General features: G+C 64.8%; 20 protein-coding genes. 10 read left to right on the top strand and 10 right to left on the bottom strand.

Annotated elements, in window-relative coordinates; genetic code table 11:
- Positions 1 to 30 precede the first annotated feature (30 nt).
- Positions 31 to 615, bottom strand: a complete 585-nt coding sequence (locus V6F88_RS06270; protein ID WP_332608953.1) for a GTP cyclohydrolase II — start codon at positions 613 to 615, stop codon at positions 31 to 33.
- A 332-nt stretch (positions 616 to 947) separates the two neighbouring features.
- On the opposite strand from V6F88_RS06270, the gene V6F88_RS06275 reads away from it, so the two are divergent.
- A complete protein-coding gene (locus V6F88_RS06275; protein WP_332608471.1) occupies positions 948 to 2,153 on the top strand; it encodes an MFS transporter in 1,206 nt (401 codons plus the stop codon).
- An 81-nt stretch (positions 2,154 to 2,234) separates the two neighbouring features.
- Here V6F88_RS06275 and V6F88_RS06280 read toward each other — a convergent pair whose 3' ends face one another.
- The 4 genes from V6F88_RS06280 to V6F88_RS06295 all read right to left on the bottom strand — a co-directional run bounded on the left by V6F88_RS06280 (position 2,235) and on the right by V6F88_RS06295 (position 6,624).
- Positions 2,235 to 3,014, bottom strand: a complete 780-nt coding sequence (locus V6F88_RS06280) for a 1,6-dihydroxycyclohexa-2,4-diene-1-carboxylate dehydrogenase (RefSeq protein ID WP_332608472.1) — start codon at positions 3,012 to 3,014, stop codon at positions 2,235 to 2,237.
- Positions 3,015 to 3,029: 15 nt separating this feature from the next.
- Complete coding sequence (locus tag V6F88_RS06285) at positions 3,030 to 4,328, bottom strand: MFS transporter (RefSeq protein WP_332608473.1); 1,299 nt, start codon at positions 4,326 to 4,328, stop codon at positions 3,030 to 3,032.
- Between the two features lie 155 nt (positions 4,329 to 4,483).
- Positions 4,484 to 5,419 (bottom strand): catechol 1,2-dioxygenase, encoded by a 936-nt coding sequence (gene catA, locus V6F88_RS06290; RefSeq protein ID WP_332608474.1) that lies wholly within the window; start codon positions 5,417 to 5,419, stop codon positions 4,484 to 4,486.
- A gap of 59 nt (positions 5,420 to 5,478) precedes the next feature.
- Entirely contained in the window at positions 5,479 to 6,624 is a 1,146-nt protein-coding gene (locus tag V6F88_RS06295; RefSeq protein WP_332608475.1) for a muconate/chloromuconate family cycloisomerase, read from the bottom strand.
- 597 nt (positions 6,625 to 7,221) lie between these two features.
- Between V6F88_RS06295 and V6F88_RS06300 the strand changes: the two genes are divergently transcribed.
- Positions 7,222 to 8,220, top strand: a complete 999-nt coding sequence (locus V6F88_RS06300; protein WP_332608476.1) for a hypothetical protein — start codon at positions 7,222 to 7,224, stop codon at positions 8,218 to 8,220.
- Positions 8,221 to 8,243: 23 nt separating this feature from the next.
- On the opposite strand, the gene V6F88_RS06305 is transcribed toward V6F88_RS06300, so the two are convergent.
- Positions 8,244 to 9,266 carry a MerR family transcriptional regulator gene (locus V6F88_RS06305; RefSeq protein WP_332608477.1) on the bottom strand — a complete coding sequence of 341 codons (1,023 nt, stop codon included), beginning with the start codon at positions 9,264 to 9,266 and terminating at the stop codon, positions 8,244 to 8,246.
- Between V6F88_RS06305 and V6F88_RS06310 the strand changes: the two genes are divergently transcribed.
- On the top strand, positions 9,265 to 9,930 hold the full coding sequence (locus V6F88_RS06310; RefSeq protein WP_332608478.1) for a bleomycin resistance protein: 666 nt from the start codon (positions 9,265 to 9,267) through the stop codon (positions 9,928 to 9,930). The genes V6F88_RS06305 and V6F88_RS06310 overlap by 2 nt on opposite strands.
- A gap of 13 nt (positions 9,931 to 9,943) precedes the next feature.
- On the opposite strand, the gene V6F88_RS06315 is transcribed toward V6F88_RS06310, so the two are convergent.
- The 3 genes from V6F88_RS06315 to V6F88_RS06325 form a co-directional block, all read right to left on the bottom strand.
- Positions 9,944 to 11,422, bottom strand: coding sequence for a PQQ-dependent sugar dehydrogenase (locus V6F88_RS06315; protein ID WP_332608479.1), 1,479 nt, complete (start codon positions 11,420 to 11,422; stop codon positions 9,944 to 9,946).
- Positions 11,419 to 11,847 carry a DUF2231 domain-containing protein gene (locus tag V6F88_RS06320; protein WP_332608480.1) on the bottom strand — a complete coding sequence of 143 codons (429 nt, stop codon included), beginning with the start codon at positions 11,845 to 11,847 and terminating at the stop codon, positions 11,419 to 11,421. The genes V6F88_RS06315 and V6F88_RS06320 overlap by 4 nt, the downstream gene beginning before the upstream one ends.
- A 153-nt stretch (positions 11,848 to 12,000) precedes the next feature.
- Positions 12,001 to 12,252 carry a hypothetical protein gene (locus V6F88_RS06325; RefSeq protein ID WP_332608481.1) on the bottom strand — a complete coding sequence of 84 codons (252 nt, stop codon included), beginning with the start codon at positions 12,250 to 12,252 and terminating at the stop codon, positions 12,001 to 12,003.
- Positions 12,253 to 12,514: 262 nt separating this feature from the next.
- Between V6F88_RS06325 and V6F88_RS06330 the strand changes: the two genes are divergently transcribed.
- A complete protein-coding gene (locus V6F88_RS06330; RefSeq protein WP_332608954.1) occupies positions 12,515 to 13,045 on the top strand; it encodes a GNAT family N-acetyltransferase in 531 nt (176 codons plus the stop codon).
- 14 nt (positions 13,046 to 13,059) lie between these two features.
- Here the strand turns inward: V6F88_RS06330 and V6F88_RS06335 are convergent, their stop codons facing one another.
- The gene (locus V6F88_RS06335) at positions 13,060 to 14,067 is read right to left on the bottom strand and encodes a LysR family transcriptional regulator (protein ID WP_332608482.1); all 1,008 of its coding nucleotides are present in this window, start codon (positions 14,065 to 14,067) and stop codon (positions 13,060 to 13,062) included.
- Positions 14,068 to 14,175: 108 nt separating this feature from the next.
- On the opposite strand from V6F88_RS06335, the gene V6F88_RS06340 reads away from it, so the two are divergent.
- The 6 genes from V6F88_RS06340 (at position 14,176) to V6F88_RS06365 (ending at position 21,585) form a co-directional block, all read left to right on the top strand.
- Positions 14,176 to 15,159 (top strand): Bug family tripartite tricarboxylate transporter substrate binding protein, encoded by a 984-nt coding sequence (locus V6F88_RS06340; protein WP_332608483.1) that lies wholly within the window; start codon positions 14,176 to 14,178, stop codon positions 15,157 to 15,159.
- An 8-nt stretch (positions 15,160 to 15,167) separates the two neighbouring features.
- Entirely contained in the window at positions 15,168 to 16,451 is a 1,284-nt protein-coding gene (locus V6F88_RS06345; RefSeq protein WP_332608484.1) for a M20 aminoacylase family protein, read from the top strand.
- Between the two features lie 136 nt (positions 16,452 to 16,587).
- Complete coding sequence (locus V6F88_RS06350; protein WP_332608485.1) at positions 16,588 to 17,502, top strand: GAF domain-containing DNA-binding protein; 915 nt, start codon at positions 16,588 to 16,590, stop codon at positions 17,500 to 17,502.
- A gap of 150 nt (positions 17,503 to 17,652) precedes the next feature.
- Positions 17,653 to 18,798, top strand: coding sequence for a D-alanyl-D-alanine-carboxypeptidase/endopeptidase AmpH (gene ampH / locus V6F88_RS06355; protein WP_332608486.1), 1,146 nt, complete (start codon positions 17,653 to 17,655; stop codon positions 18,796 to 18,798).
- 83 nt (positions 18,799 to 18,881) lie between these two features.
- Positions 18,882 to 20,003 (top strand): hypothetical protein, encoded by a 1,122-nt coding sequence (locus V6F88_RS06360; RefSeq protein WP_332608487.1) that lies wholly within the window; start codon positions 18,882 to 18,884, stop codon positions 20,001 to 20,003.
- A gap of 7 nt (positions 20,004 to 20,010) precedes the next feature.
- Positions 20,011 to 21,585: a serine hydrolase gene (locus V6F88_RS06365; protein ID WP_332608488.1), complete on the top strand. Its 1,575-nt coding sequence runs from the start codon at positions 20,011 to 20,013 to the stop codon at positions 21,583 to 21,585.
- Positions 21,586 to 21,596 lie beyond the last annotated feature (11 nt).

Here is a 21,596-nt window from a genome sequence, read left to right on the forward strand (position 1 = left end):
GTTCTGGCGTTAAGCGTTAAGCGTTAAGCGTTAAGCGCCGACCGGAAAATTCGGCAGGATCGTCGCCAGCACGTGATGCGTCTGCGTGGCCTTGGCGCGCAGGTAGCCGACGTTATGGGGGTTGGCGTGGACGCCCGTCAGCCGGCTTTCCACCTGAATGCCGTGCTGCTCCAGTTGCGACGACTTGTCGGGATTGTTGCTAAGCAGTTCGATACGGCCAAGCCCCAAGGCACGCAGCATCTGCGCGGCGGCCGTGTAGTCGCGGGCGTCCGTGCCGTGGCCCAGCTCGCGGTCGGCGGCGTAGGTATCGCGCCCCTGCTCTTGCAGGCGGTACGCATCAAGCTTGGAATACAGGCCGATGCCGCGCCCTTCCTGGCGCAGGTACAGCAGGTAGCCGCCTTCGTTGTTCAGCAGGCGCAGGGCTTCGTGCAGCTGCGGGCCGCAATCACAGCGCAGGGAACCGAACACGTCGCCGGTCAGGCACTCGGAATGCAGCCGCACCAGGGGCGTGGCGCCCGGTTTGCCGAACTTCAGGGCGATGTGCTCTTTGCCGTCGGCAAGACCATGAAAGGTGTAAACCTGCGCCTCGACGTCCCGCCCGTCCAGCAGCCGCATCGGCAAGCACACCTCCGTCCGCACTGTGGCCCCATCCAGCAAGGCGGCGGTGGGGGAATTTGATGTGTCGCTCACTACGGGGAACTCACGTGTTAAAGGGTTGGCGACGATTGTATACCCGCCGCCTTCCCCCAAAAGCCGGCGCGCAAAGCCAGGCGGCACCGGACGGCGCGGCGGGCGGTGGGGCGATCAGGGGATTTTTATTCACGTTCAGGGCGGGATCGGCGTAGATTCTTACCGTAACCCGACCCGGGCGTCGGCCTTGGCCCGACCCCTGACCCCTACCCCAGCCCTGTCCCTGACCCGGGTCCGCACCGAAAGCGGGAGCTTCCATGAACGTGTTGCTTCGCTACCCGCTTGCGCTGATCGTCGTGGCCGAACTATGCGGTACGTCGTTGTGGTTCAGCCCGAATAGCGCGGCGGACAGCCTTTCGGCCGAATGGGCGCTTAGCACCGCCCAGTTCGGCCAACTGACGGGCGCAACCCAGGTCGGTTTTATCCTGGGCACACTGTTCCTGGCTGCCAGCGGCGTGGCGGACCGCTACCCGGCCAGCCGACTGTTCGCCGGCGCCTGTTATCTGGGCGCCATCCTGAACGCCTGCTTTGCCCTGGTCGCGTCGGATTTCAGCCAAGGCCTGGCGCTACGCTTTGCGGTTGGCGTCTGCCTGGCGGGCATCTATCCCCTGGGCATGAAAATGGTTATCAGCTGGACCCAGACCGCCGCCGGGTCAACATTGGGACTACTGGTGGGCATGCTGACGCTGGGCACCGCCCTGCCCCAGGCCGTGCGGGCCGGCGGCGCCCTGTCTTGGCACGAGGTGGTGCTGGCGTCCAGTCTGCTGGCCATCGCGGGCGGCGCGTTGGTTCAGGCCTTGGGCGACGGACCGTATCTGCCCCGTGCGAAAGCGTCGCGCATCGGATGGGGCGCGGCCCTTAACGCCTTCAAGGGCAGGCAGTTTCGTGCGTCGGCGTTGGGCTACTTCGGGCACATGTGGGAGCTGTACGCGTTTTGGACCCTGGTTCCCTTTTTTGTGCAGGACCTGATCCGCACGTCGGATGCCGCGGCCGATTCAAGCCGGGCGCTGGCGCCCGCGCTGTCGTTTTCCATTATTGGTATCGGCGCATTGGGCAGCATCATCGGCGGCAGGTTGAGCCAGCGCGTAGGTAGCCCGCTTGTGGCGGCGGCGTCGTTAGGCATATCCGGCTTGATGTGCCTGGCCTATCCCTTTGCCAGGCCCTTCGGCATGGCACTTTGCCTTCCGATGCTGCTGCTGTGGGGCTTGACGGTCGTCTCCGATTCCGCGCAGTTCTCTGCGATATCGGCACGCGCTTGCCCGCCGGAGCTGGTGGGCGGAGCACTGGCGATACAAAACAGCATCGGGTTTTTGATTACCGTGTTCTCAATCACGCTGGTGACGCACAGCTTTCCAAGCCTGGGCGTCAACGTCGCCTGGTATCTGCTGCCGGGCCCGCTATTGGGTTTGGCCTGCTTTTGGCCTGGCTTCATACCGGTCATGCCGAGGAAGCCGGAAAAATAGCAGAAGCAATTCCCCGCCCCTTTGCCACGCGTCGTATCCGGTACCCGACCGGCGACAAGCAATGCCGCCGCGTTGACCGCCCTACCCGATATGCCCGCCCGCCACGTACATGACTTGCCCCGTGATGTACGACGCTTCCGGGGCCGCCATGAAGCAGATGGCGGCGGCAACTTCTTCCATGCTGCCCATGCGGTGCATCGGGGTGGTCGCCAGGCAGTCCGTGTACATCTCGCGTTGCCACGCCTGGTCCTGTTCCGACGGCGGCTCGGTGTTGCGCGGGATGGCGCGCACGCCGTTGTCCAGTGCGCCGGGCGACACGCAGTTAACGCGGACGCCGCTTTCAGCAAGCTCCAGCGCCATGCAAACCGTGGCGGCGTGCACGCCGCCCTTGGACGCCGAATACGGCACGCGATAGATGCCGCGCGTGGCGTTCGAGCCTACGTTGACGATGGCGCCCCGGCCCTGCTTGCGCATCACCGGGATCACCTCACGGCACGACCACAGCGTGGGCCACAGCGAACGGTTGACCTCGCGCTGCATCTCGTCGGGCGTGTATTCCCAAAACGGTTTCATCCAGATGGTGCCGCCCACGTTGTGCACCGACACGTCGATGCGGCCGTGGGTGTCCAGCGTGTACTCCACCATTGCCTGCGCACCGGCATGGGTTTCCAGGTCGGCGCTGATGAAGGACGCGCAGCCGCCCGCCTCGCGGATCTCGCGGGCCACGGCCGCGCCCAGGTCGGCGGCGCGGTCAACAAGAACCACGCTGGCGCCCTCGGCGGCAAGTCGCCGCGCCGTCGCGCGCCCCACACCCTGGGCGGCGCCGGTCACCAATGCAATCTGATCTTCAAAACGGTTCATGAAACGCCTTTTTATTTAGTGAGCGCGCGACAGTTCGCCTGGCACCGGCCGCGACGTTTTCGTGTCGACCAGCAGCACGGCCAGCAAGGCGCCCGCCAACGGAACGGCCAGCGCCAGGAAGAAGCCCGACGGGCCAAACCAGCCCAGGAAGCTGCCGCCGATGGCCGAGCCGATGATGGCGCCGGCGCGGCCGACGCCGATGGACCAGCCCGTGGCCGTGGCGCGCAGCGCGGTGGGATAAGCGCCAATCACCAGGTAGTTCAGCGCCAGTTGCTGACCGCCGATGCCCAGGCCGGCAGCCCCCACCAGAATGAAGACCATCGTCCAGTCGGTGCCCGCGTAGCCCAGGCCCAACGACACCGCGATACCCAGCACGAACATGGCGATCAGCAACGAACGCGTCGGCACGCGCGGCATCAGGTAGGACAAGGGAATCGCGCAGACGATGAACACCAGGTTCACGGTGAACGTGCCCATGGGCGCCTGGTCGGCGGGCAGGCCGGCGGCCTTCAGCACGGTGGGCAACCACGACAGCAGCATGAACCACGCCACCCAGTTCAGCAGATAGATGGACCAGATCGCGATGGTCTTGCGCGCATAGCCATCGGCGAACAACGCCTTGACGCTGGCGCGGATCGTGGCGTCTTCCGGCACGGTGAAGCGCGTGCCGGCAGGCAGCGGCTGGCCGGAAATCCTGGCCAGGATGCGGGCCACATAGCTTTGGCCGGCGGCATCGCCGCGCATGGCCTTGAATTGCAGCGATTCGGGCAGCAGCACAAACAGCGCAAGCAGCAACAGCAACGGCGCAACGCCGCCGACGATGAAGATGCCTTGCCAGCCGATCACGGGCAGCATGCGCGCGGCCAGCAGGCCGCCCAGCATGGCGCCGGCCGGCAGCCCCAGCAGCACGCCGGTGATGACGGTGCCGCGCAAGCGCGCCGGGGCATACTCGGCGGCCAGCGCCAGCACGATGGGGGTGCAGCCGCCCATGCCCAAACCGGCGATGAAGCGCAGCGCCAGGATCTGCCACGTTTCAGTGGCGCCCGCGGTCAGCAGCGTTGCCACACCAAACACGGCGACACCCACCAGGGCGGCCGGCCGTCGGCCGATGCGGTCGCCCACCAGGCCCAGCAGCATGGCGCCCACGGTCATGCCCACGATGCCGGCGGTAAGAATCGGCGCCAGTTCGCCCGACTGAAGCTTGAAGGCCACCAGAATGGCGGGGCCGGTAAAGGCCATGGCCTGGGTGTCAAAGCCGTCGAACAAGGCAATCAAAAAACACAGAATCAAGACGCGCCATTGAAAGGCGCTCATTCGATTCTTATCGATCAAACTGGGTATGGATAACGTAGCTGCCGACATGAAAGTCCCCTCGTGATTTCGCTTGATGCGTTATGCGTTATTGGTATGTGGTCAAGACTGCAATGCGGTGAAAAAGGCCTCGCGCGTCGCCGCGTGAGGCCTGGCGATTACGCCTGAGCGCTGGCGCGCAGGCGGTTGACGATCTGGTTGTCCTTGCCTTGCAACAGGCTGGTCAATGCAAAGTTGAATTCGATTTCCTTGTAGGAATCGGCCTTCAGGCCCAGCTTGTCGCCGCCGGTCTTTTCCACCACGGGCGGAATCAGGCCTTCACGCGTGGCATAGGCAAAGTCATCCCAGATGAGCGGGTCGCCTTCGATGTTGAATTGCGTGGTCAGCTTACGGTGCTGGTCGGCGCTGACAAAGAAGTGCACGTGCGCGGGGCGGTTGCCGTGGCGGCCCAGCGAGTCCAGCAGTTGTTGCGTGGCGCCCTGCGGCGGACAGCCGTAGCCGACCGGCATCAAGGTGCGGAATTCGTATTCGCCATTGGGGCCGGTCTTGACGGCGCCGCGCAGGTTGAAATCGGTTTGCGCGCCGGTGGGATCAAAGTGCGAATAGAAGCCGTTGGAATTGGCGTGCCAGCATTCCACGACCGCATTGGCCAGTGGCGCGCCGTTGGTGTCGGTAACCACGCCTCGGATCACCAGCGGGCCGGCGGCGGCGTCCGGGTCCAGATCTATGCGCGACACACCGTCGCGCAGCGGCGCACCGGCTACGTACAGCGGGCCTTCGATGGTGCGCGGCGTGCCGCCGTCCAGGCCCGCCCGCTTGTCCTCTTCGTCCATGCGGATGTCCAGGTACTTTTCCAGGCCCAAGCCGGCCGCCAGCAACGCGGCTTCGCCGTCACGGCCCAGCTTGTTCAGGTAGTTCACGCCCGCCCAGACCTCGTCCGGTGTGATGTCCAGATCGTCGATGGCCTTGAACAGATCGCTTAACAGGCGGTGCACGATCTGCTTGAAACGCGGGGTGCCTTCGGCGCCTTCCACGTTCGAGGCGGCGGTCAGCAGGTCCTGGACTTCCTTGCTGTTAAAGATGTTGAGGCTCATGGTTTTGTCTCCGTTTGGTATTGCTTGGTATCGCTGCACGCGGCGAACAACGCCCGCGCTCAATGTCGTTTGTCGGTCACCTTGATCAGCCCGTCACGCGTAAACCGCTTGATGCGCGCTTCGTCCAGCTCAATGCCCAGGCCGGGGCCGTTGGGCACGGTCAGCTCAAAGTCGCTGTAATCCAGCGGCTGCGTCAGGATCTCTTCGGTGATGAGCAAGGGGCCGAACAATTCCGTGCCCCATTGCAATTGCGCAAAGGTGGTGAACAGGTGCGCGGCGGCAATCGTGCTGACGGCGCCTTCCAGCATCGTGCCGCCGTACAGCTCAATGCCCGCGGCATCGGCAATCGCGGCCACGCGCTGGGCGGCAAACAGGCCGCCGTTCTGCTCGATCTTGATGGCGAACACATCCGCGCCGTGCCCGCGCGCGATCTCGAAAGCGCTTTCGGGGCCTTGCAGCACTTCGTCCGCCATCAACGCCACGGGAAAGCGGCGCATCAACCGCGCCAGCGACACGGCGCTGGCCACGGGCTGCTCGACCAGTTCGCAGCCCACTTGCGCCAGCGCGGGGATGGCCCACGCGGCCTGCGTCTCGCTCCATGCCATGTTGACGTCTACCCGCACCGAGGCCCGGTCGCCCAGCGCGCTCTTGATATCGGCCACGTGCTGGATGTCGACCTTCGGGTCCCGGCTGCCGATCTTGAGCTTGAAATTTCGATGGCGCCGCGTGTCCAGCATCTGCTCGGCTTCGGCGATGTCGCGGGCGGTATCCCCCGAGGCCAGCGCCCAGGCCACCGGCAGGCGGTCACGGCGGCGCCCGCCCAGCAATTCGCTGACGGGCACTCCCAGGCGCTTGCCGTGGGCGTCCAGCAACGCGGTTTCCAGCGCGCTCTTGGCAAAGTGGTTCACCTTGACCAGCTTGCCCACGTGCGCCATCAGCGTCTGAATGCGGGTGGCGTCCTGGCCGATCATGGCGGGCGCGAAATAGGCGTCGATCGCCAGTTTCATGGCCTCGGGGCTTTCCGGCCCGTACGCCATGCCGGCAATGGTGGTGCCTTCACCGATACCCACCACGCCATCGCTGCACACCACGCGAACAAGCATCAGCGTCTGCCCGTACATCGTGGCCACGGACAGCTTGTGCGGGCGTATGGTCGGAAGGTCGACGAGAGACGTTTCGATGCGTTCGATAGTTGCTGCGGACATGTTCGGCACAGGAATGGTTAAGGGTGGGGATGGGGATTTATAGGGCCGACGTGCTTTTTGCGTCCAATACTTTGAATGTCCACATTGATACCCTGCCGGTATATATGGCGGAATACCTCTGGTGCACCGCCTTCATCGCAGCGACGGCACTACCCTGCCCATGCGGGTTTACCATCAGCAAAAATGCGGGCTTGAACGCAAGATTCCTACGTGCCCCGCCCTGGCGCCCCATACCTTTTTGATATGCCAAACCACACCGCTGACGTTGGAGAAAAAAACGGTGACGCCGATCCAGTTGATAATGCGGGTCCTCGAAACCAAGACAGAGAGACCCTGCGATATGAGTCAGAACACCCCCGGCCTTTGGCATCGATTGCGGCGCCCGATCTTCGCGCTGATTCTGGGCATGCTGCCTTTCTGGCTGTTCATGGGGACGACCCAGCAGGCATCGGTGAACGGCATGGTGGTGCAGGACACCCGTTTCAATTTCCTGGGCCTGATCCTGGCTATTGCCGGTTTGGTGATGGCGGCAAAGATGCTGAAAACGACGGCTCGTACGGCGAGCCCGCGCGCGGGTGGCCGCGCACGGTGCTGTGCGTGGCGGCGGGTCTGCTGTGCATTTTCCAGATCGGCCAAAGCGCCGGCCTGTACAACGTCAACGTCGGCCAGTCGATTGAAAACCTGCAAAGCCGGCTGTTCGGCCCCAGCGAGCCGCGCCCGAAATCCCTGGCCGGCGAGCTGGATAAGGACGTGCGGGCGCGCACGGAACAGCGCGCGGCCACGGTCAGCCAGGTGCTGCTGCGCGATGACATCGCCACGTCGCTGGCGCGTATCCATGCCAACGCCACGCTTTACAACCTGTATGCGGAAAAGTGCAATAACCCCGGCAAACGCTTCGTGCCGGACGAGATCCCGGCGCTGCTGACCGATAAGGACAAGCGCTACGTCGACAAGGCGCAGCAACTGGCGGCGCGCAACGCGTCGGACCGCTTTGACTGCCAAGGCGAGCCGATGCGTGACTTCATGAGCAACTGGCTGGCCGGCGACGTTCTGCGCGACCGCGCCAACCTGGCCGTGCAAACCGCCGCCTATCGCGAACGCTTTGGCGACAAACCGGCAGGCGCGGGCGACGATACGCTGGCCACGACTGGCCTGGGCGTGTGGCTGGGCGATTCGATCAGCCAGGTGCAAACGGCCTTTGGCACCACAGCCATGCCGGTGCCCGCGGGCAAGTCCGGCAAAACCAAGCTGGACTTTCCGGATCGCGGCCTGGAACTGCTGTTCGACTTTGCCGGCAAGGTGGACACCATCACCGTGCGCGCGCCGTTCACGGGCAGCATCGTCGGCCTGAAAATCGGCGATAGCCGTCGCACGGTCAACCGCCTGCTGGGCGAAAGCTGGATCGACGTGCGCCTGCCCTACGACAACGCCGCCGCCGATTACGACATCCAGTTCCGCAAAAAGACGCCGGGGACCCAATCGCAATGGATCGACCGGCGCCAGGGCAACCCGCAAACGGTGCTGCTGCTGCAAGGCGCCAGCTATGCCAGCCAGATCGACGAGATCAAGCTGGTAACACCGCGCCCGCCGGGCTAGCACCGGAACGGCTGGGGCTTGGCTTACTTGGCCAGCGCCCCCATCGCCTGCCGCATGAACGCCAGCGTCGCGTCGTCGGCCCAGGTGCCGGCGGTCAACTCGGGCTCGGTCATCAACGCCTGCCGGAACTTGGCGTGTGTGGCCGGGTCCTTGCCCGCGTACGAACTGAACAGTTCCAGCCACTGCCGCGCCAGAGCCTGGCCGGTTTCCGAATCGGGCGCCACGCCCGCATCGATGGCGTTTCGGACCTCCGCGATCAGCGACGGCCATTCCGAAATCCGGTCGCCGTAATGTTCGCGCATGAACCGGGCTTCATCCGGCGTCAGGTTTTTTTCGTAGATCAGCAGTTTGCTTTCCGAGAAGGCGCGCAGCACATAGTCGCGCATGGCTTTGGAAATGCCGACGTGCGTCTGCATGCCGGGTTCCTGCTCGTGCATGCGATTGAGCTTCACCAACAAGCGCGGATCGCCGTTGGTATCGCGCAGCAGCAGTTCCATCCAGCGCCGGGCAAGCTCGCGTGGCTTGGCGTCCTCGGGCGCCACGCCCTGCTCCATCTGCTGCCGCACTTCCTGAACCAACGCAAGCCAGTCCGGGTCGCCGTCCGGCCCACGCGTGTACAGGGGCAGGCGCGCCAGTTCTTCAGGCGAAAAATATTTATCGTACATAGTCATCATTTCCAGAGTTTTTAGCCAATCGGCCAGCTCGGGCTCCGTGCCGTCCGTCAACTGCCCGTGCAGTTGCGCCAAGCGTTCGCGCAAGCACGCGGCCTGCTGCATCTGACGGTCCAGCATGGCAATCTGCCGAGAGATCACGTCCGCCAAGGGAGCGCCGGGCTGGTCCAGGTAGGCGCCGATTTCCGCCAACGCCAATCCGAAGCGACGCAATGCCTGAATCTGATGCAGACGGGCAATTTCGTCGCGACCGTACAGGCGATAGCCGTTGTCGGCGCGCGCTGAAGGCATCAGCAAACCAATCGCGTGATAGTGGTGAAGCGTGCGCACGGTCAGCCCGCTACGCTTTGCCAGTTCTCCTACGGTCAGCTGCATGTTTCCTCCTTCGAATGCGCAGGCCAAACTCTGGGCCATCACGTTACGTGAGGGTCAAGCGGCGCCGCAAGTCCTGTGGCGACATGGGTGTTATGTGCTGCCGGACGCAGAAGCGTGCCGGATACGACACACCGGGGCCGACCCCGCAACGCCGCCGGGCGATATCATGGGCGCCCAACGAATAAAGACGGCAGGAGAGACGATGGAAGATAAATCGTACCGAGCGCGCCTGGTCCCGGAGCTGATGGTTCGGGACATGGCGCAAAGCCGGCGTTTCTGGATCGACCTGTGTGGATTCGAGGTCGTCTACCAGCGCGAAGAAGAAGGTTTTGTTTTTCTGGATCGGGACGGCGCGCAATTCATGCTGGACGAGATCCGGGGAGAGGATGGATGGATCACCGCGCCGCTGCAAGCGCCTTTGGGCCGGGGCGTGAATTTTGAGATCAAGGTGAAGTCCATCGGGCCGTTATACGAACGGCTGCTGGCGGCGGACTGGCGGATGTACCGGACGATGCAGCAACGCTGGTATCGAAACGGACAGATCGAAATCGGGGTCCAGCAATTCCTGGTGCAGGACCCCGATGGCTATCTGCTGCGTTTTTCCGAGTGGATAGGCGACCGGCCGGTGGCGACTGACGCGCCATCTGTAGCGGCGGCGGCTTGACCTGACGCCGGCCTTATTGCGGCGCGGCGGGTGGCTGCGAAGAGCTTGGGCTTGGGCTTGGGCTTGGGCTTGGGCTTGGGCTTGGGCTTGGGCTGGGGCTTGGGCTTGGGCTTGGGCTGGGGCTGGGGTTGGGGCTGGGGCTTGCGCCTGGTCCTGCGCCTGCGCCTGCGCCCGCGCCTTTGCCTGCGGCCGAACCCGCCCCTGCTCCGGACGTCGGCGTGATCCGCCAGATCATGTTTGCCAGGTCATCAGCCACGATCAGCGCGCCCTTCGGGTCTACCGTCACGCCCACGGGGCGGCCGCGTGTGGTGCCGTCGCTATCGCGAAACCCCGCCACAAAATCCTCCGGCGGGCCGGACGGACGCCCGTCGCGGAACGGCACGAAGACCACCTTGTAGCCTACCGGGTCGCTGCGGTTCCAGCTGCCGTGTTCGCCGACGAACACGCCATTCGCGAATTTTGCGCCCATCGCCTCGGACGAGAAATCCACGCCCAGGGCCGCCACATGCGACCCTAAGGCGTAGTCCGGCTTGATGGCGGCCGCCACCTTTTCCGGGTTTTGTGGGCGGACGCGGTCGTCGATATTCTGCCCCCAGTAGCTATACGGCCAGCCGTAGAAAGCGCCTGCCTGCACGGCGGTCAGATAGTCGGGAACCAGGTTGGGACCGATCTCGTCGCGCTCGTTCACCACCGCCCACAACTGCCCGGAGCCCGGCTCAATCGTCAACGCGGTGGGATTGCGCAGCCCGGTGGCGTACACCTTGCGTTCGCCCGTGCGGGCATTGATTTGCCAGATGCGGGCGCGGTCCGCTTCCGCGTCCATGCCGCGTTCCGTGATGTTGCTGTTAGAGCCGATGCCCACATACAGATGCTGGCCGTCCGCGCTGGCGGCCAGGGATTTGGTCCAGTGGTGGTTGATCTCGGAGGGCAATTCGGTCACGGTTTCAGGCGGGCCGCTGGCCCGGGTCTGGCCTGGCTGGTAGTCAAAGCGCACCAGGGCGCCCTGGTTGGCGACATAAAGCTTGTTGTCGATCAATGCCAGCCCATAGGGCGCATCCAGGTTTTCCGCGAACGTTGAAGCCGAGTAGGTGCCGTCACCATCGGCATCGCGCAGCAAAGTCAAGCGGTTGCCGCCCTTTACCGGGGTGGTGCCACGGGCCTTGATGATGCCGGCAATGATGTCCTTGGGCTTGAGTTTGGGCGCATTGCCGCCCCTGCCCTCCGCCACCAGGATGTCGCCGTTGGGCAATACCAGCGTCTGGCGCGGTATCTTCAGGTCCTTGGCGATGGCGGTGATCTTGTAGCCTTCGGGCACCGTGGGCGTCTTGTCGCCCCAGTCGGCGGGTTTGGCGATAACCATTTCAGGCAGCAGCCCCTGCTCGGGCTTGGGCAGGTCTGGCGTGGGGCCCACCTGGGACGACGGCCCCTGGGCCAGGCAGATTCCGGCTGCGGCGGCAAGCGGGATAACGGCAAGCAAGCTGGCGTGTTTCATTTGGCCCCTCTGATGTGCGGCGTGCGAAAGCCCAGCCAGATCGCGGCGCACGCAAGCACCGCCACGATCACCGACAGGATCAAGCCCAGCGGCATGCTCGCCCAGGCGTCGCGGGCGTGGATCAAGGCGTTGATAATGCCCAGCACCCAGGTCGCCAACAGCACGACGGTGTACGGAACAATGCCGCGTGCGCGCTGATAGGCCCGGAAAAGATCCACGATGGCGAACAGCAGCGCGATGCCGCCGAACACCAGGCCGCCGATCAGCAGCCACGACGCGAAATTATTCCACTGGATGTGAAAAGATTGCGCATAGGCCGCATCAGCCAGCGCAGCGCCTAGAAACCACGGGAACATGCCCGCCAGGAAGACTGCCGGCACGGGGTGCACGGTCAGGGCATATCTGTTTTCGATAAATTGGGTCACGTCTGATCGCCTCTTGAAGTAGCGGACTCGCGCGCGGAAACATCGACGGCGGCAGCAATTGCCGTTCCTGGCCCTACAACAAAAAGCCCAGCGTGGGGCTGGGCTTGTTCAGAAATGGGTGGTGCGCCGCGCGTCGTAGCGGCCCCGGGGCGGTCAATTGCTGTTGACCCAGTCCTGCGTGTCCTGGATGAACCAGGGCAGACTCAACCTTTCGCCTTCACCGGACTGTATGGTCAGGCGCTGGCCCGACGAACCCGGGTTGCCATTCGCGGCCTTCGTCGTGGAAGACGGCCGGCTGCGATAATCCATATCGCTTTGCCGCGCAGGCTGACTCGTACAAGCGGCCATTGCCGCGACACAAAACGCGGCAATGGCGGGCCGTGCTGCTAAACGAAGAATCTTCATGATGATCGGTTTCCTGCTGGCGGCACAGGTGACGTGCCGGGCAATCGGGCCTTAAAGTGTAAGAGCGTGGCGTGGGAAAGCGCGGCGTATGAAAGCGCGCTAACCGCTACCTTACTCGCAATGCCCGCCTGCGTCAGCGGACAGCGGTCGCCGACGGCGCCCCGCAAGCCGCAATCGCAAACGGCAATCGCGAGCCGCAATCGCAAACCGCAATCATCCGGCGATAATGCCCCATCCATTCAATCGCCCCGCCCTGATGATCATGCAGCCCGTCGTTTTCCAAGGCCTACTCTTGCGTGAATTCCACGATACCGACGCCCGCGATTTCGCGGAAGCCGCGCGGGAATCCGTCGATACGGTCGGCCGCTGGATGCCGTGGTGCACGGCTTCGTTTTCCAAGCAAAACGCCCTGGACTGGTTTGCGATGTGCCGTGGCAGCCGTGACGCGCACACGGGATATGAGTTCGGCGTGTTCTCTGAAGACACTGGTCAGTTGCTGGGCGGCGTGGGGCTGAACGCGATCAATCAGCAAAACCTGTTCTGCAATCTGGGCTACTGGGTTCGGCAGTCCGCCCAACGGCAAGGCGTTGCGCATCGCACGGTGCTGGCGATGCTGCCCTACGCCTTTGACACCCTGGGCATGCACCGTGTCGAGATCGTGATTGCAGAGGGCAACGCGGCAAGCGAGGCGGTGGCGCGCAAGGTGGGCGCGCAGTACGAATGCACCGCGCGCAATCGGCTGCAACTGCATGGGGGGCCGGTGCCCGCGTCCATTTACTCGGTTATCCCGTAGCAAACGCGCGGCAATCAGGGGCGGCGGGCCGCATGCGCCTCAAGCAGATGCGCCTGGAAAGCCGCCACGCTGCGGTTGCGCGGTTCGGTACGGCTGACCAGGCCCAGCGGCGGCAAGGTGTCGGCAAGCGTGCAGTCCAGCCGCGCCAGCGCGCCGGAATCCAGGCCTTCGCGCACGAAGCTCAAGGGGCCCATCATCAGTGCCTGGCTGGCGCGCAGGTAATGCACCATGGTGGCAAATGAACGCGTGCTGAGCGGTTGCAGGGGCGGCAGTTCCCCGCATTCGGCAAACAGCGCCTCGAACGCGCGGTAGGTCTGGCTATCCAGCGGCGGGCTGGCCCACGGGTAGGCCAGCAGGTCGGCGGGTTGCAGATTGCGGCGGCCCAGCAGCGGGTGCCCGGGGCCCGAGGCCACCACGCAGATGTCGGCCAGCAACGCCTGGAACTGGGAATCGGGCGCCAGCTGCGCGGGTTCACGCGCGACCAGAAAGTCCAGTTCGCCATCTGCATAACGACCCAGCAATACCGGCAGCGCGTCTTCGAACAATTCCAGACGAACCTGCGGCTGCCTGGCAAAGAATTCGGGCAGCGCGGGGTTGATGACGCCGCTGACGCCGGCAGTGATTGCGCCCACGCGCACGGTCCCTTCAAAGCCCGCGCCCGCCGCCGCCAAGGACTCTGCGCAACCGGTCAGGCTGTTCATCACATTGCGCAGCAAAGGCAGCAAGTCCCGGCAGGCAAAGGTGGGCCGCATGCCGCGCGCGTGCCGCTCGAACAGGCGCGCTTCCAGCACGCGCTCTACTTCCAGCACCATCTTCGTGGCGGCCGATTGGGTCAGGCCGATCTGCGCGGCAGCGTGCTGCACGCTGCCCAATTCAGCCACCAACACGATCAGCTGCAAATGCCGCAGCCGGGTGCGCGCGATCAGGCGATTAAACAGCGTGGCCGCGGAGGACGGGCTGCCGAGGGTGGCGGTGGCGGTAGCGGTGGCGGTGGCGGTGGCGGTGGCGGTAGCGGTACGCATGGGTTTAGCTATTCCTAAACGGCATATCTTTCATTGATATTTCACTTTTCAAGTATAGCTATTCAAGGCGCAATAGCGGCCTGACACCAACAAAACAAGGGGTTCGAAATGCTGCACTTTTTCCGTCGCGCGCGGGTTCGCGCCGCGCTGTCCGCCGCCTTGGTCGCGGCAGCCACGTTTGCCCCCGCGCAAGCGCAAACCTGGCCCGACAAGCCGCTCACCATCGTCATCCCCTTCCCCGCCGGCGGGTCGATTGACGCCGTGATGCGGGCGATTTCCCCGCAACTGAGCGAACGCCTGGGCCAGACCGTGGTCATTGAGAACGTGGGCGGCGCCAGCGGCGCGATTGGCGCCGGCCGCGTCGCGCAGGCCAAGCCCGACGGCACGACGCTGCTGGCCGGCAGCATCAACGACGTGGTCTTGCAGCCGCTGGTCAATCGCAACCTGCGGTATGGCACCGACAATTTCGACCCGGTTTCGCTGGTGTTTACGTCGCCGCTGATCCTGGTGGCCCGCAAGGATCTTCCCCAATCAAATATCGACCAGGTCGTGCAGGCGCTGCGTGCCGCGCCGGAAAGCCTTAGCTACGGCAGCCCGGGCCAGGGCACGTTCCAGCAGGTGGTGGTTGAAGACCTGCAACGCCGCACCGACACCAAGATGCTGCATGTGCCGTACAAGGGCGCGTCGCCGCTGATCAATGACCTGCTGGGCGGCCAGATCGACCTGGCCGTCATGGCGCCGCCCACCGCGCTGCCGCATCTGCAACAAGGCCGCATCAAATCGCTGGGCGTGATCAGCCGCCAGCGGCTGGCGGCCTACCCCGACCTGGCCACCATCAACGAAAGCCAGACGGTCAAGGGCATGGAGATGGTCGGCTGGGTGGGCGTGCTGGCCCCCAGGGGCGTGCCGCCCGAGCGCCTGCAACGCGTGCGCGACGCGCTTGCCGCCGTGATGGACAAGCCCGAGGTGCGAGAACGCGTACTGGCCATGGGCATGGAATCGGCAACCGCCTACGACAAAGCCAGCTTCGATGCCCGCATCCGTGACGACGTCACCGCGTTGCGCGCCCTGAACCTTCCGACGCAGCCTTGAGGAACCGCATGACCACGCACCAAGACCCTGGCGCCGGCCACCGCAACACCGGCATTGCCGACAGCGCCGACACCGCCGACACCGCCGACACCGCCAAGATACTTGCAACCATTACCGCCAACCCGGCGTTTCGCGCCATCCGCCGCGATGTGCACGCGCATCCGGAAATCGGCTTTGAAGAACACCGCACCGCATCGCTTGTCGCCCGCGAACTGGCCGCCTGGGGCTGGCAGGTTTCGACGGGCATCGGCGGCACCGGCGTGGTCGGCACGCTGACGCGCGGCACGGGCGCGCGCCGCATCGGCCTGCGCGCCGACATGGACGCCCTGGCAATGCCCGAAGCCAACACCTTCGCGCACAAGTCGCAACACGACAACCGCATGCACGCCTGCGGTCACGACGGCCATACCGCCATCCTGCTGGCCACGGCCTGGTACCTGGCGCGGCACGCGCAGTTCGACGGCACCATCCACTGCATCTTCCAGCCCGCCGAAGAAGGCGGCCAGGCCGGCGCGCGCGCCATGATCGAAGACGGCCTGTTCGAACGTTTTCCCTGCGATGCCGTATTCGCGCTGCACAACTGGCCCGACCTGCCCGTGGGCAGCTTCGGCGTGCGCGCCGGGCCTTTCATGGGGTCCAGCAACCGCTTTCGCATCGACATCACCGGCAAGGGCGCGCACGCCTCGCAGCCGGAACTGGGCGTCGACCCGTTAGTCTGCGCCGGCCACATCCTGTTGGCGCTGCAAACCGTGATCTCGCGCAACCGCGCACCCGACGAACCGGCGGTGCTATCCGTCACGCAGATCCACGGCGGCGACGCGGTCAACGTCATCCCACAAGCGGCGTGGCTGGGCGGCACGGTGCGCACGCACCGCGACGACACGCTGGACATGATCCAGCGGCGCATCGAAGAAATCACCGGCGGCGCCGCCACCACGTTCGGCTGCACGGCCACGCTGACGTTCGAACGCTGCTATCCCTCGCTGGTGAACGACCCCGAACAGACGCGCTTTGCGGTCGAGGTCATGCGCGAAGTCGCGGGCGATGACTGCGTGTCGGATGACCTTGCGCGGCTGATGGGGTCCGAGGATTTCTCTTTCATGTTGAACGAGCGGCCGGGCTGCTACGTGCTGCTGGGCAACGGCGCGGGTGCGCATCGGGACGCAGGGCATGGGCCCGGGCCTTGCCGCTTGCACAACCCGTCGTATGACTTCAACGATGAAGCGATCCCGCTGGGGGCCGCGTATTTCGTGCGCCTGGCGCAGCGGTTCCTGGCGCGGAACACGGGCTAGAAGCCGGCCGGGGGCTTGGGCACGTTACGCGTGCCCCGCTCTCTTGTCATTCCCGGCGGGCAAGGTGAAAATCGCCCCAGGGCGCGCGGCGCAGCCAGCGCGAGGACAGGCGATCCGGCCGCCGGGGGAACTGCGTGTGAAAGATGCTGGTCAGTACGCAACGCACAATGCTACGTATCTCGACGGCTATCCGCCCTCGGACTGGTTGTACCAATGCGCGATGGCCCTGCTCAAGCGCCCCGTCAATGACGCCATCGCGGATCTGCTGGCCTTCATGGGCGAGACCTCGGACGCAGACCGCGCCTGGATGATCGAATACCGCCCCGACCTGCTACGCCTGCGCAACACGCACGAATGGTGCCGCGGCCAGACGCAGCCCTTCGTTGAGCAATTGCAGGATGTGCCGACGACCCTGATCGCCTGGTTGCACCGGTTCATGGTGAAAGGCTTGGCCGTGGCCATTCATGACATCAACGACCTGCCGCGTACCGCGCGGCCGATCCAGATGGAATTCCAGCGTCAGGGTAATAAAAGCGTGCTCAGCGTGCCGGTCTTTCATGACGGAAAGCTCTACGGCATCATCGGTTTCGACACCACCGTGCAGCACAGGACGTGGTCCCCGCAAGAAGTTCGGGCCGTATATCAATGCGCCAACCTGATCGGGCAAGCCAAGTACGCCAACCGCCGCGATGACCGGCGCGCCCTCTACGACGGCACGACCGCCGTCATCTATCTGACCATGCGCGGCGTGGTCCGAGGCGTACAGCCCGACGCCATCGTGGGCGTGCGCTCGGCCGGCAATTACAGCGAGATCTGGCTGGACGACGGCTCGATGGTGCTGGATTCCCGCGCGCTGGGCATGTGGTGCACCCTGCTGCCGGACAAGACCTTCTTTCGTGTGCACCGCACCGCCATTGCCAACGCGCTACATGTCATGGACGTGGACCGCAGAAGCGTCGACAAGTGGCTGATCCGCATGCGGTCGGTAGACAGCCACTGGCCGGTATCCCGGTCGTACCGCAAGCTGCTGCGCGAGCGCATGGGGATCTGAAAGCCCGCCCCTGCCGTGCACCGGCGGATGTCGTTCGTCATGCCGGCATGTTGTTTCGTCCTGACACAGAAGACCGTTCGCCAAGTTCTTGGGATTATCTCGGCATGCGGAGGAACCCCCGTTCCCCGCCGCTTTTTCTACAGGATCGGCATGCTGGCGTCCCGCTTTGTTTCGCGCTTCACCTCCCTGGCGTTTTCCGTCGCGTGCGCGCTGGGCACCGCCCCAGCCAACGCCGCCGACCCCGCGCTACAGGACGCCGTGTCGATGGCCGGCATGCAGCTCTATCTGAATTCGGGCGCCCCCGCCGTCATCATCGCGGTGGTACGCGGCGACGATGTCGTGATCCAGGGCTATGGCGAGACGGCGCCGGGCAACGGGGTCGAACCCGACGAACATTCCGTCTTCCGGATCGCGTCCGTCTCGAAGGTTTTCGCCACCGATGTGCTGGCGTCCTTGGCCGCCAAGGGCAAACTCAAACTGACGGACCCGCTGGCCAAGTACGCACCGGACGGCACCCACCTTCAATCCCACGGCCGTCCGATCACCCTGTTGGATCTGGCCACGCATTCTGGCGGGCTGCCGCGCGAATTGCCCAACCCGGACGCCAAGCCGTCAGACAACCCCTACGCCGCGTTTGACCGCGCCTATTACTGGAAATGGATGAGCGCCAACAAGCCGGCCTATGTACCCGGCACCACCACGCTGTATTCCAACCTGGGTTTCGGCTTGCTGGGCGACGCGTTGGCCAAGGCGGCGGGCACGGACTATTCAACGGTGCTGGCCAACGAAGTGACCCGACCGGCGGGCTTGGTGGATACCACCAACGTGCTTAACGATGCGCAAAAGAAGCGGTTGATGACGGGGTTGGACCCGTTCGGCAAGCCTGACGCGAACGCAACGGTGCCCGACGTGATGTATGCCAGCGCGGGCATTTATTCGTCGGCCAGCGATATGGCGCGATGGATGCGCTGGCACCTGGACGGCGCCAGGCAGGCCAAAGAAGCGTTCGCGCTGGACCACCTGATGTGGCTGCCGTATGACGGGCTGAAGTCAGTGGTGGGCACCGAAGTGACCGACGCCGACGGCATGGGCTTGGGCTGGGTGGCGACGTTGCCGCGCAATGGAGCGCCGTTGCTGCTGGGCAAAAGCGGCGGGCTGGGGGGCTTCATGAGCTATGCGGTGCTGTCGCCGAACCGGGATCTGGGCATTTTCGTGGTGGCCAGCCGCGTCAACTTCGCCATGTTCGAGAACATCCATTCGCAAGTACGCACATTGGCGGCCGAGTTGGCGCGGTGATCGGGTTGAAGTCGGTGCAGCCCGCCGTGCCGCCGATCCACGCCGCGGTGTGCGGGTTGTCTGGGTTATTCGGGATGCTTGCCATGCTGGTCGCGCACACGGCGTCGGCGCAAGATGCCAGAGACATCTTCAAGACCGAGATTTTCTTGACGCCCTATAGCGAATTGGGCGATGGCGACAGTCAGTACCCGCAACTGAACGGCCGCTTTCTACTGATGACCGGCTACACCGGCTTTTTCGGCATCAAGGACGACAGCGGCCAGATCCCGCGATCCCATTGGAGCAGCGTGCAGCCCACCGCCGAGGCTGCCCTGGTCTTGCAACTGACGCGCGAATTTTCCATCCGAACCAAGGCCACGTTCAACTCGGCCGACAACGAAACAAAGGACAACGCGTTTTCCGACCTGGGCGTCGATATGGACAACCTGTTCGCCGCCTATACGGCCGATCACTATGCGCTGTATGCCGGCAAGATGGACCTGGGCTTCGGGGATGCCTGGCATGTCATCGACGGCGTGTACACCGGCTTTAACGACAACTCGGAGTTTCGCGGATCGATCGGCTTGGGCGGACGCTACACGTTGGACACGCCTGGCCAAGGCGCGCATTCCGTGGCGGCGGTGCTGTTCAAGCGTGACGACACGGCGCTGAACCGCCGCCTGAGCCTGGACGATGGCTTCATCCGCACGGACGCACCGCCCGCCTTCAGCGACCAGATGAAGTCCTTCATCGTGTCCTATGACTTCCGCGACCTGCCGGGTTTGGAGCGCCTGTCGGGCGGCGTGGATGCGGGCAGGCTGTACATGGACCCGTCCCAGGGAAAAAGCGCCAACACCGTGTCGGCCCGCCTGCGCTATGACACGCCGCTGGGCAACGCGTGGAGCCTGGGCTGGTTCAACGAGGCCACCTATGCCACCGCCTTTCGAGGCGCGCCGGTGGCAAACGGCAACGGCGTGACGTCGGTGTCGCTGTCGCGCGACCGCTGGCAACTGACCGCCACAGCCGCCGTGCGCGGGCTATCGGGCAGCGAACAAAAACTAGCGCGCTACGGGCTCAAGGACGACGTCGATTGGGCGCTATCGGGCGCCCTGACCTACGTGACGCCCTTGGGCTTCATTGTGCAGGCGGGGTTGACGCACCAGCGCGACCAGGCCATTCGTATCAACCAAGGCGTTTTTCGCATCGCTTACCAGGCGGGATTCTGAGGGCACCATGACAAGCAAAACACTATTTCCGGCCTGGGCATGCGCCTTGGCGCTTGGCGGTTCCGGGGCGTGGGCGCAGCCCGTACCGATCGACAGCGCGGCCAGCCCGCCGGCGGACGTCGTGGCCATTCCCTCAGGCAGCGTGCAACACGCCGTCCAGGCGCTTCCGGGCATCGTGCAAGACATCATGACGCGCAGCGGGGTGCCGGGCATGGCCGTGGCCGTGGTGGTGGACGGCAAGACGGTGCTGGTACGCGGCTGGGGCACGCGCGAGGTCGGCAAGAACGCGCCCGTGGACGCAAGCACGGTGTTCCAGATCGCATCCATCTCCAAGTCACTGTCGGCAACGGTGGCCGCGATCGAGGTGTCCCAGGGCACCGTGGCGTGGGCCGACCCCGTGGCCCGATACCTGCCGGACTTCCGCCTGCAAGACGCCTATGTGTCCCGGCACGCCACCATCGGCGACTTCTTTGCGCACCGGTCGGGGCTGCCGGGCACTGCGGGTGACGACCTGGAAGACCTGGGGTACAAGCAGGCCGACGTCATCACGCGCTTGCGGCAATTGCCACTGGATCCCTTTCGCACGTCCTATCACTACGCCAACTTCAGCACGACTATCGGCGCCAACGCCGTGGCCAGGGCAGCGGGCCGCCCGTGGGACAAGCTGGCTGACGAACGGCTGTTCAAGCCCTTGGGCATGCAGGCCACCAGTTATCGCTTCGACGACTTCATGGCGCACGCCAATCACGCGGTTCTGCATGGCTACCAACAGGGCAAGTTCGTGCCGCTGGGCCAGCGCAATGCGGACCAGCAGGCGCCCGCCGGCGGCGCGTCGTCCACCGTCATGGACATGGCCGAGTGGCTGAAGCTGCTGCTGGCCGACGGCCAATATCAGGGCAAGAGGCTTATCGCCCCCGGCGCGCTGCTGCCCGCCCTGACCGCCCAGGCGTTTTCCGCGCGTGCCCACGATCTGAATTCGCGTTCAGGCTTCTATGGCTATGGCTTCAACGTCAACACCGAACTGGGCGGCCGGCCGTCGATGGGGCATTCGGGTGCCTTCCTGATGGGCACGGGCACGACCTTCAAGATCGTGCCGTCGGCGGGCATCGGCATTGTGGTGCTGACCAATGGCGCGCCCATCGGCGCGGCCGAATCCGTAGCGGCGGCGTTTACCGATACGGCGCTTTACGGCAAGCCGACACGGGACTGGTACGCGGCCTATCACGGGGCGATGAAGGGCTTTTTTGAACCGCAGGCGGACCTTTCCGGCAAGGTTGAACCGGCCAAGCCGACACCCGCACAAGCCGTGGCCGCCTACGCCGGCGGCTTTGACAATCCGTACTACGGCGCGGCGCGGATCGAACAGGCCGACGATGGCCTGACGCTGGTTCTAGGCCCGCGCGCAATGCGCTTTCCGCTCACGCACTGGGATGGCGACACTTATGCTTTTTCGCCCGTGGGCGAAGCGGAACTGGTCGCTTCGCGGGCGTCGCTGGTGTTCCAGATGGACCAGGGCCGTGCCGCCGGCTTCGCCATCAAGTTCTATGACGATGCCGGATTGGGCCGCTGGACCCGTCAATAGCGCGCGGGCTG

Origin of the sequence: Achromobacter sp. ESBL13 (assembly GCF_036668755.1) — a bacterium.
Taxonomy (GTDB): Bacteria; Pseudomonadota; Gammaproteobacteria; order Burkholderiales; family Burkholderiaceae_B; genus Achromobacter.

Bases quoted from the DNA above. Each gene is read 5' to 3' on its own strand.
- V6F88_RS06305 (WP_332608477.1), bottom strand. From the start codon at position 9,266: ATGCAGCTGACCGTAGGAGAACTGGCAAAGCGTAGCGGGCTGACCGTG.
- V6F88_RS06325 (WP_332608481.1), bottom strand. From the start codon at position 12,252: ATGAAGATTCTTCGTTTAGCAGCACGGCCCGCCATTGCCGCGTTTTGT.
- V6F88_RS06365 (WP_332608488.1), top strand. From the start codon at position 20,011: ATGACAAGCAAAACACTATTTCCGGCCTGGGCATGCGCCTTGGCGCTT.
- V6F88_RS06340 (WP_332608483.1), top strand. From the start codon at position 14,176: ATGCTGCACTTTTTCCGTCGCGCGCGGGTTCGCGCCGCGCTGTCCGCC.
- V6F88_RS06335 (WP_332608482.1), bottom strand. From the start codon at position 14,067: ATGCGTACCGCTACCGCCACCGCCACCGCCACCGCCACCGCTACCGCC.
- V6F88_RS06270 (WP_332608953.1), bottom strand. From the start codon at position 615: ATGCGGCTGCTGGACGGGCGGGACGTCGAGGCGCAGGTTTACACCTTT.
- V6F88_RS06310 (WP_332608478.1), top strand. From the start codon at position 9,265: ATGTTTCCTCCTTCGAATGCGCAGGCCAAACTCTGGGCCATCACGTTA.
- V6F88_RS06360 (WP_332608487.1), top strand. From the start codon at position 18,882: ATGCTGGTCGCGCACACGGCGTCGGCGCAAGATGCCAGAGACATCTTC.
- V6F88_RS06280 (WP_332608472.1), bottom strand. From the start codon at position 3,014: ATGAACCGTTTTGAAGATCAGATTGCATTGGTGACCGGCGCCGCCCAG.
- V6F88_RS06330 (WP_332608954.1), top strand. From the start codon at position 12,515: ATGCAGCCCGTCGTTTTCCAAGGCCTACTCTTGCGTGAATTCCACGAT.
- catA (WP_332608474.1), bottom strand. From the start codon at position 5,419: ATGAGCCTCAACATCTTTAACAGCAAGGAAGTCCAGGACCTGCTGACC.
- V6F88_RS06285 (WP_332608473.1), bottom strand. From the start codon at position 4,328: ATGAGCGCCTTTCAATGGCGCGTCTTGATTCTGTGTTTTTTGATTGCC.
- V6F88_RS06295 (WP_332608475.1), bottom strand. From the start codon at position 6,624: ATGTCCGCAGCAACTATCGAACGCATCGAAACGTCTCTCGTCGACCTT.
- V6F88_RS06345 (WP_332608484.1), top strand. From the start codon at position 15,168: ATGACCACGCACCAAGACCCTGGCGCCGGCCACCGCAACACCGGCATT.
- ampH (WP_332608486.1), top strand. From the start codon at position 17,653: ATGCTGGCGTCCCGCTTTGTTTCGCGCTTCACCTCCCTGGCGTTTTCC.
- V6F88_RS06275 (WP_332608471.1), top strand. From the start codon at position 948: ATGAACGTGTTGCTTCGCTACCCGCTTGCGCTGATCGTCGTGGCCGAA.
- V6F88_RS06315 (WP_332608479.1), bottom strand. From the start codon at position 11,422: ATGAAACACGCCAGCTTGCTTGCCGTTATCCCGCTTGCCGCCGCAGCC.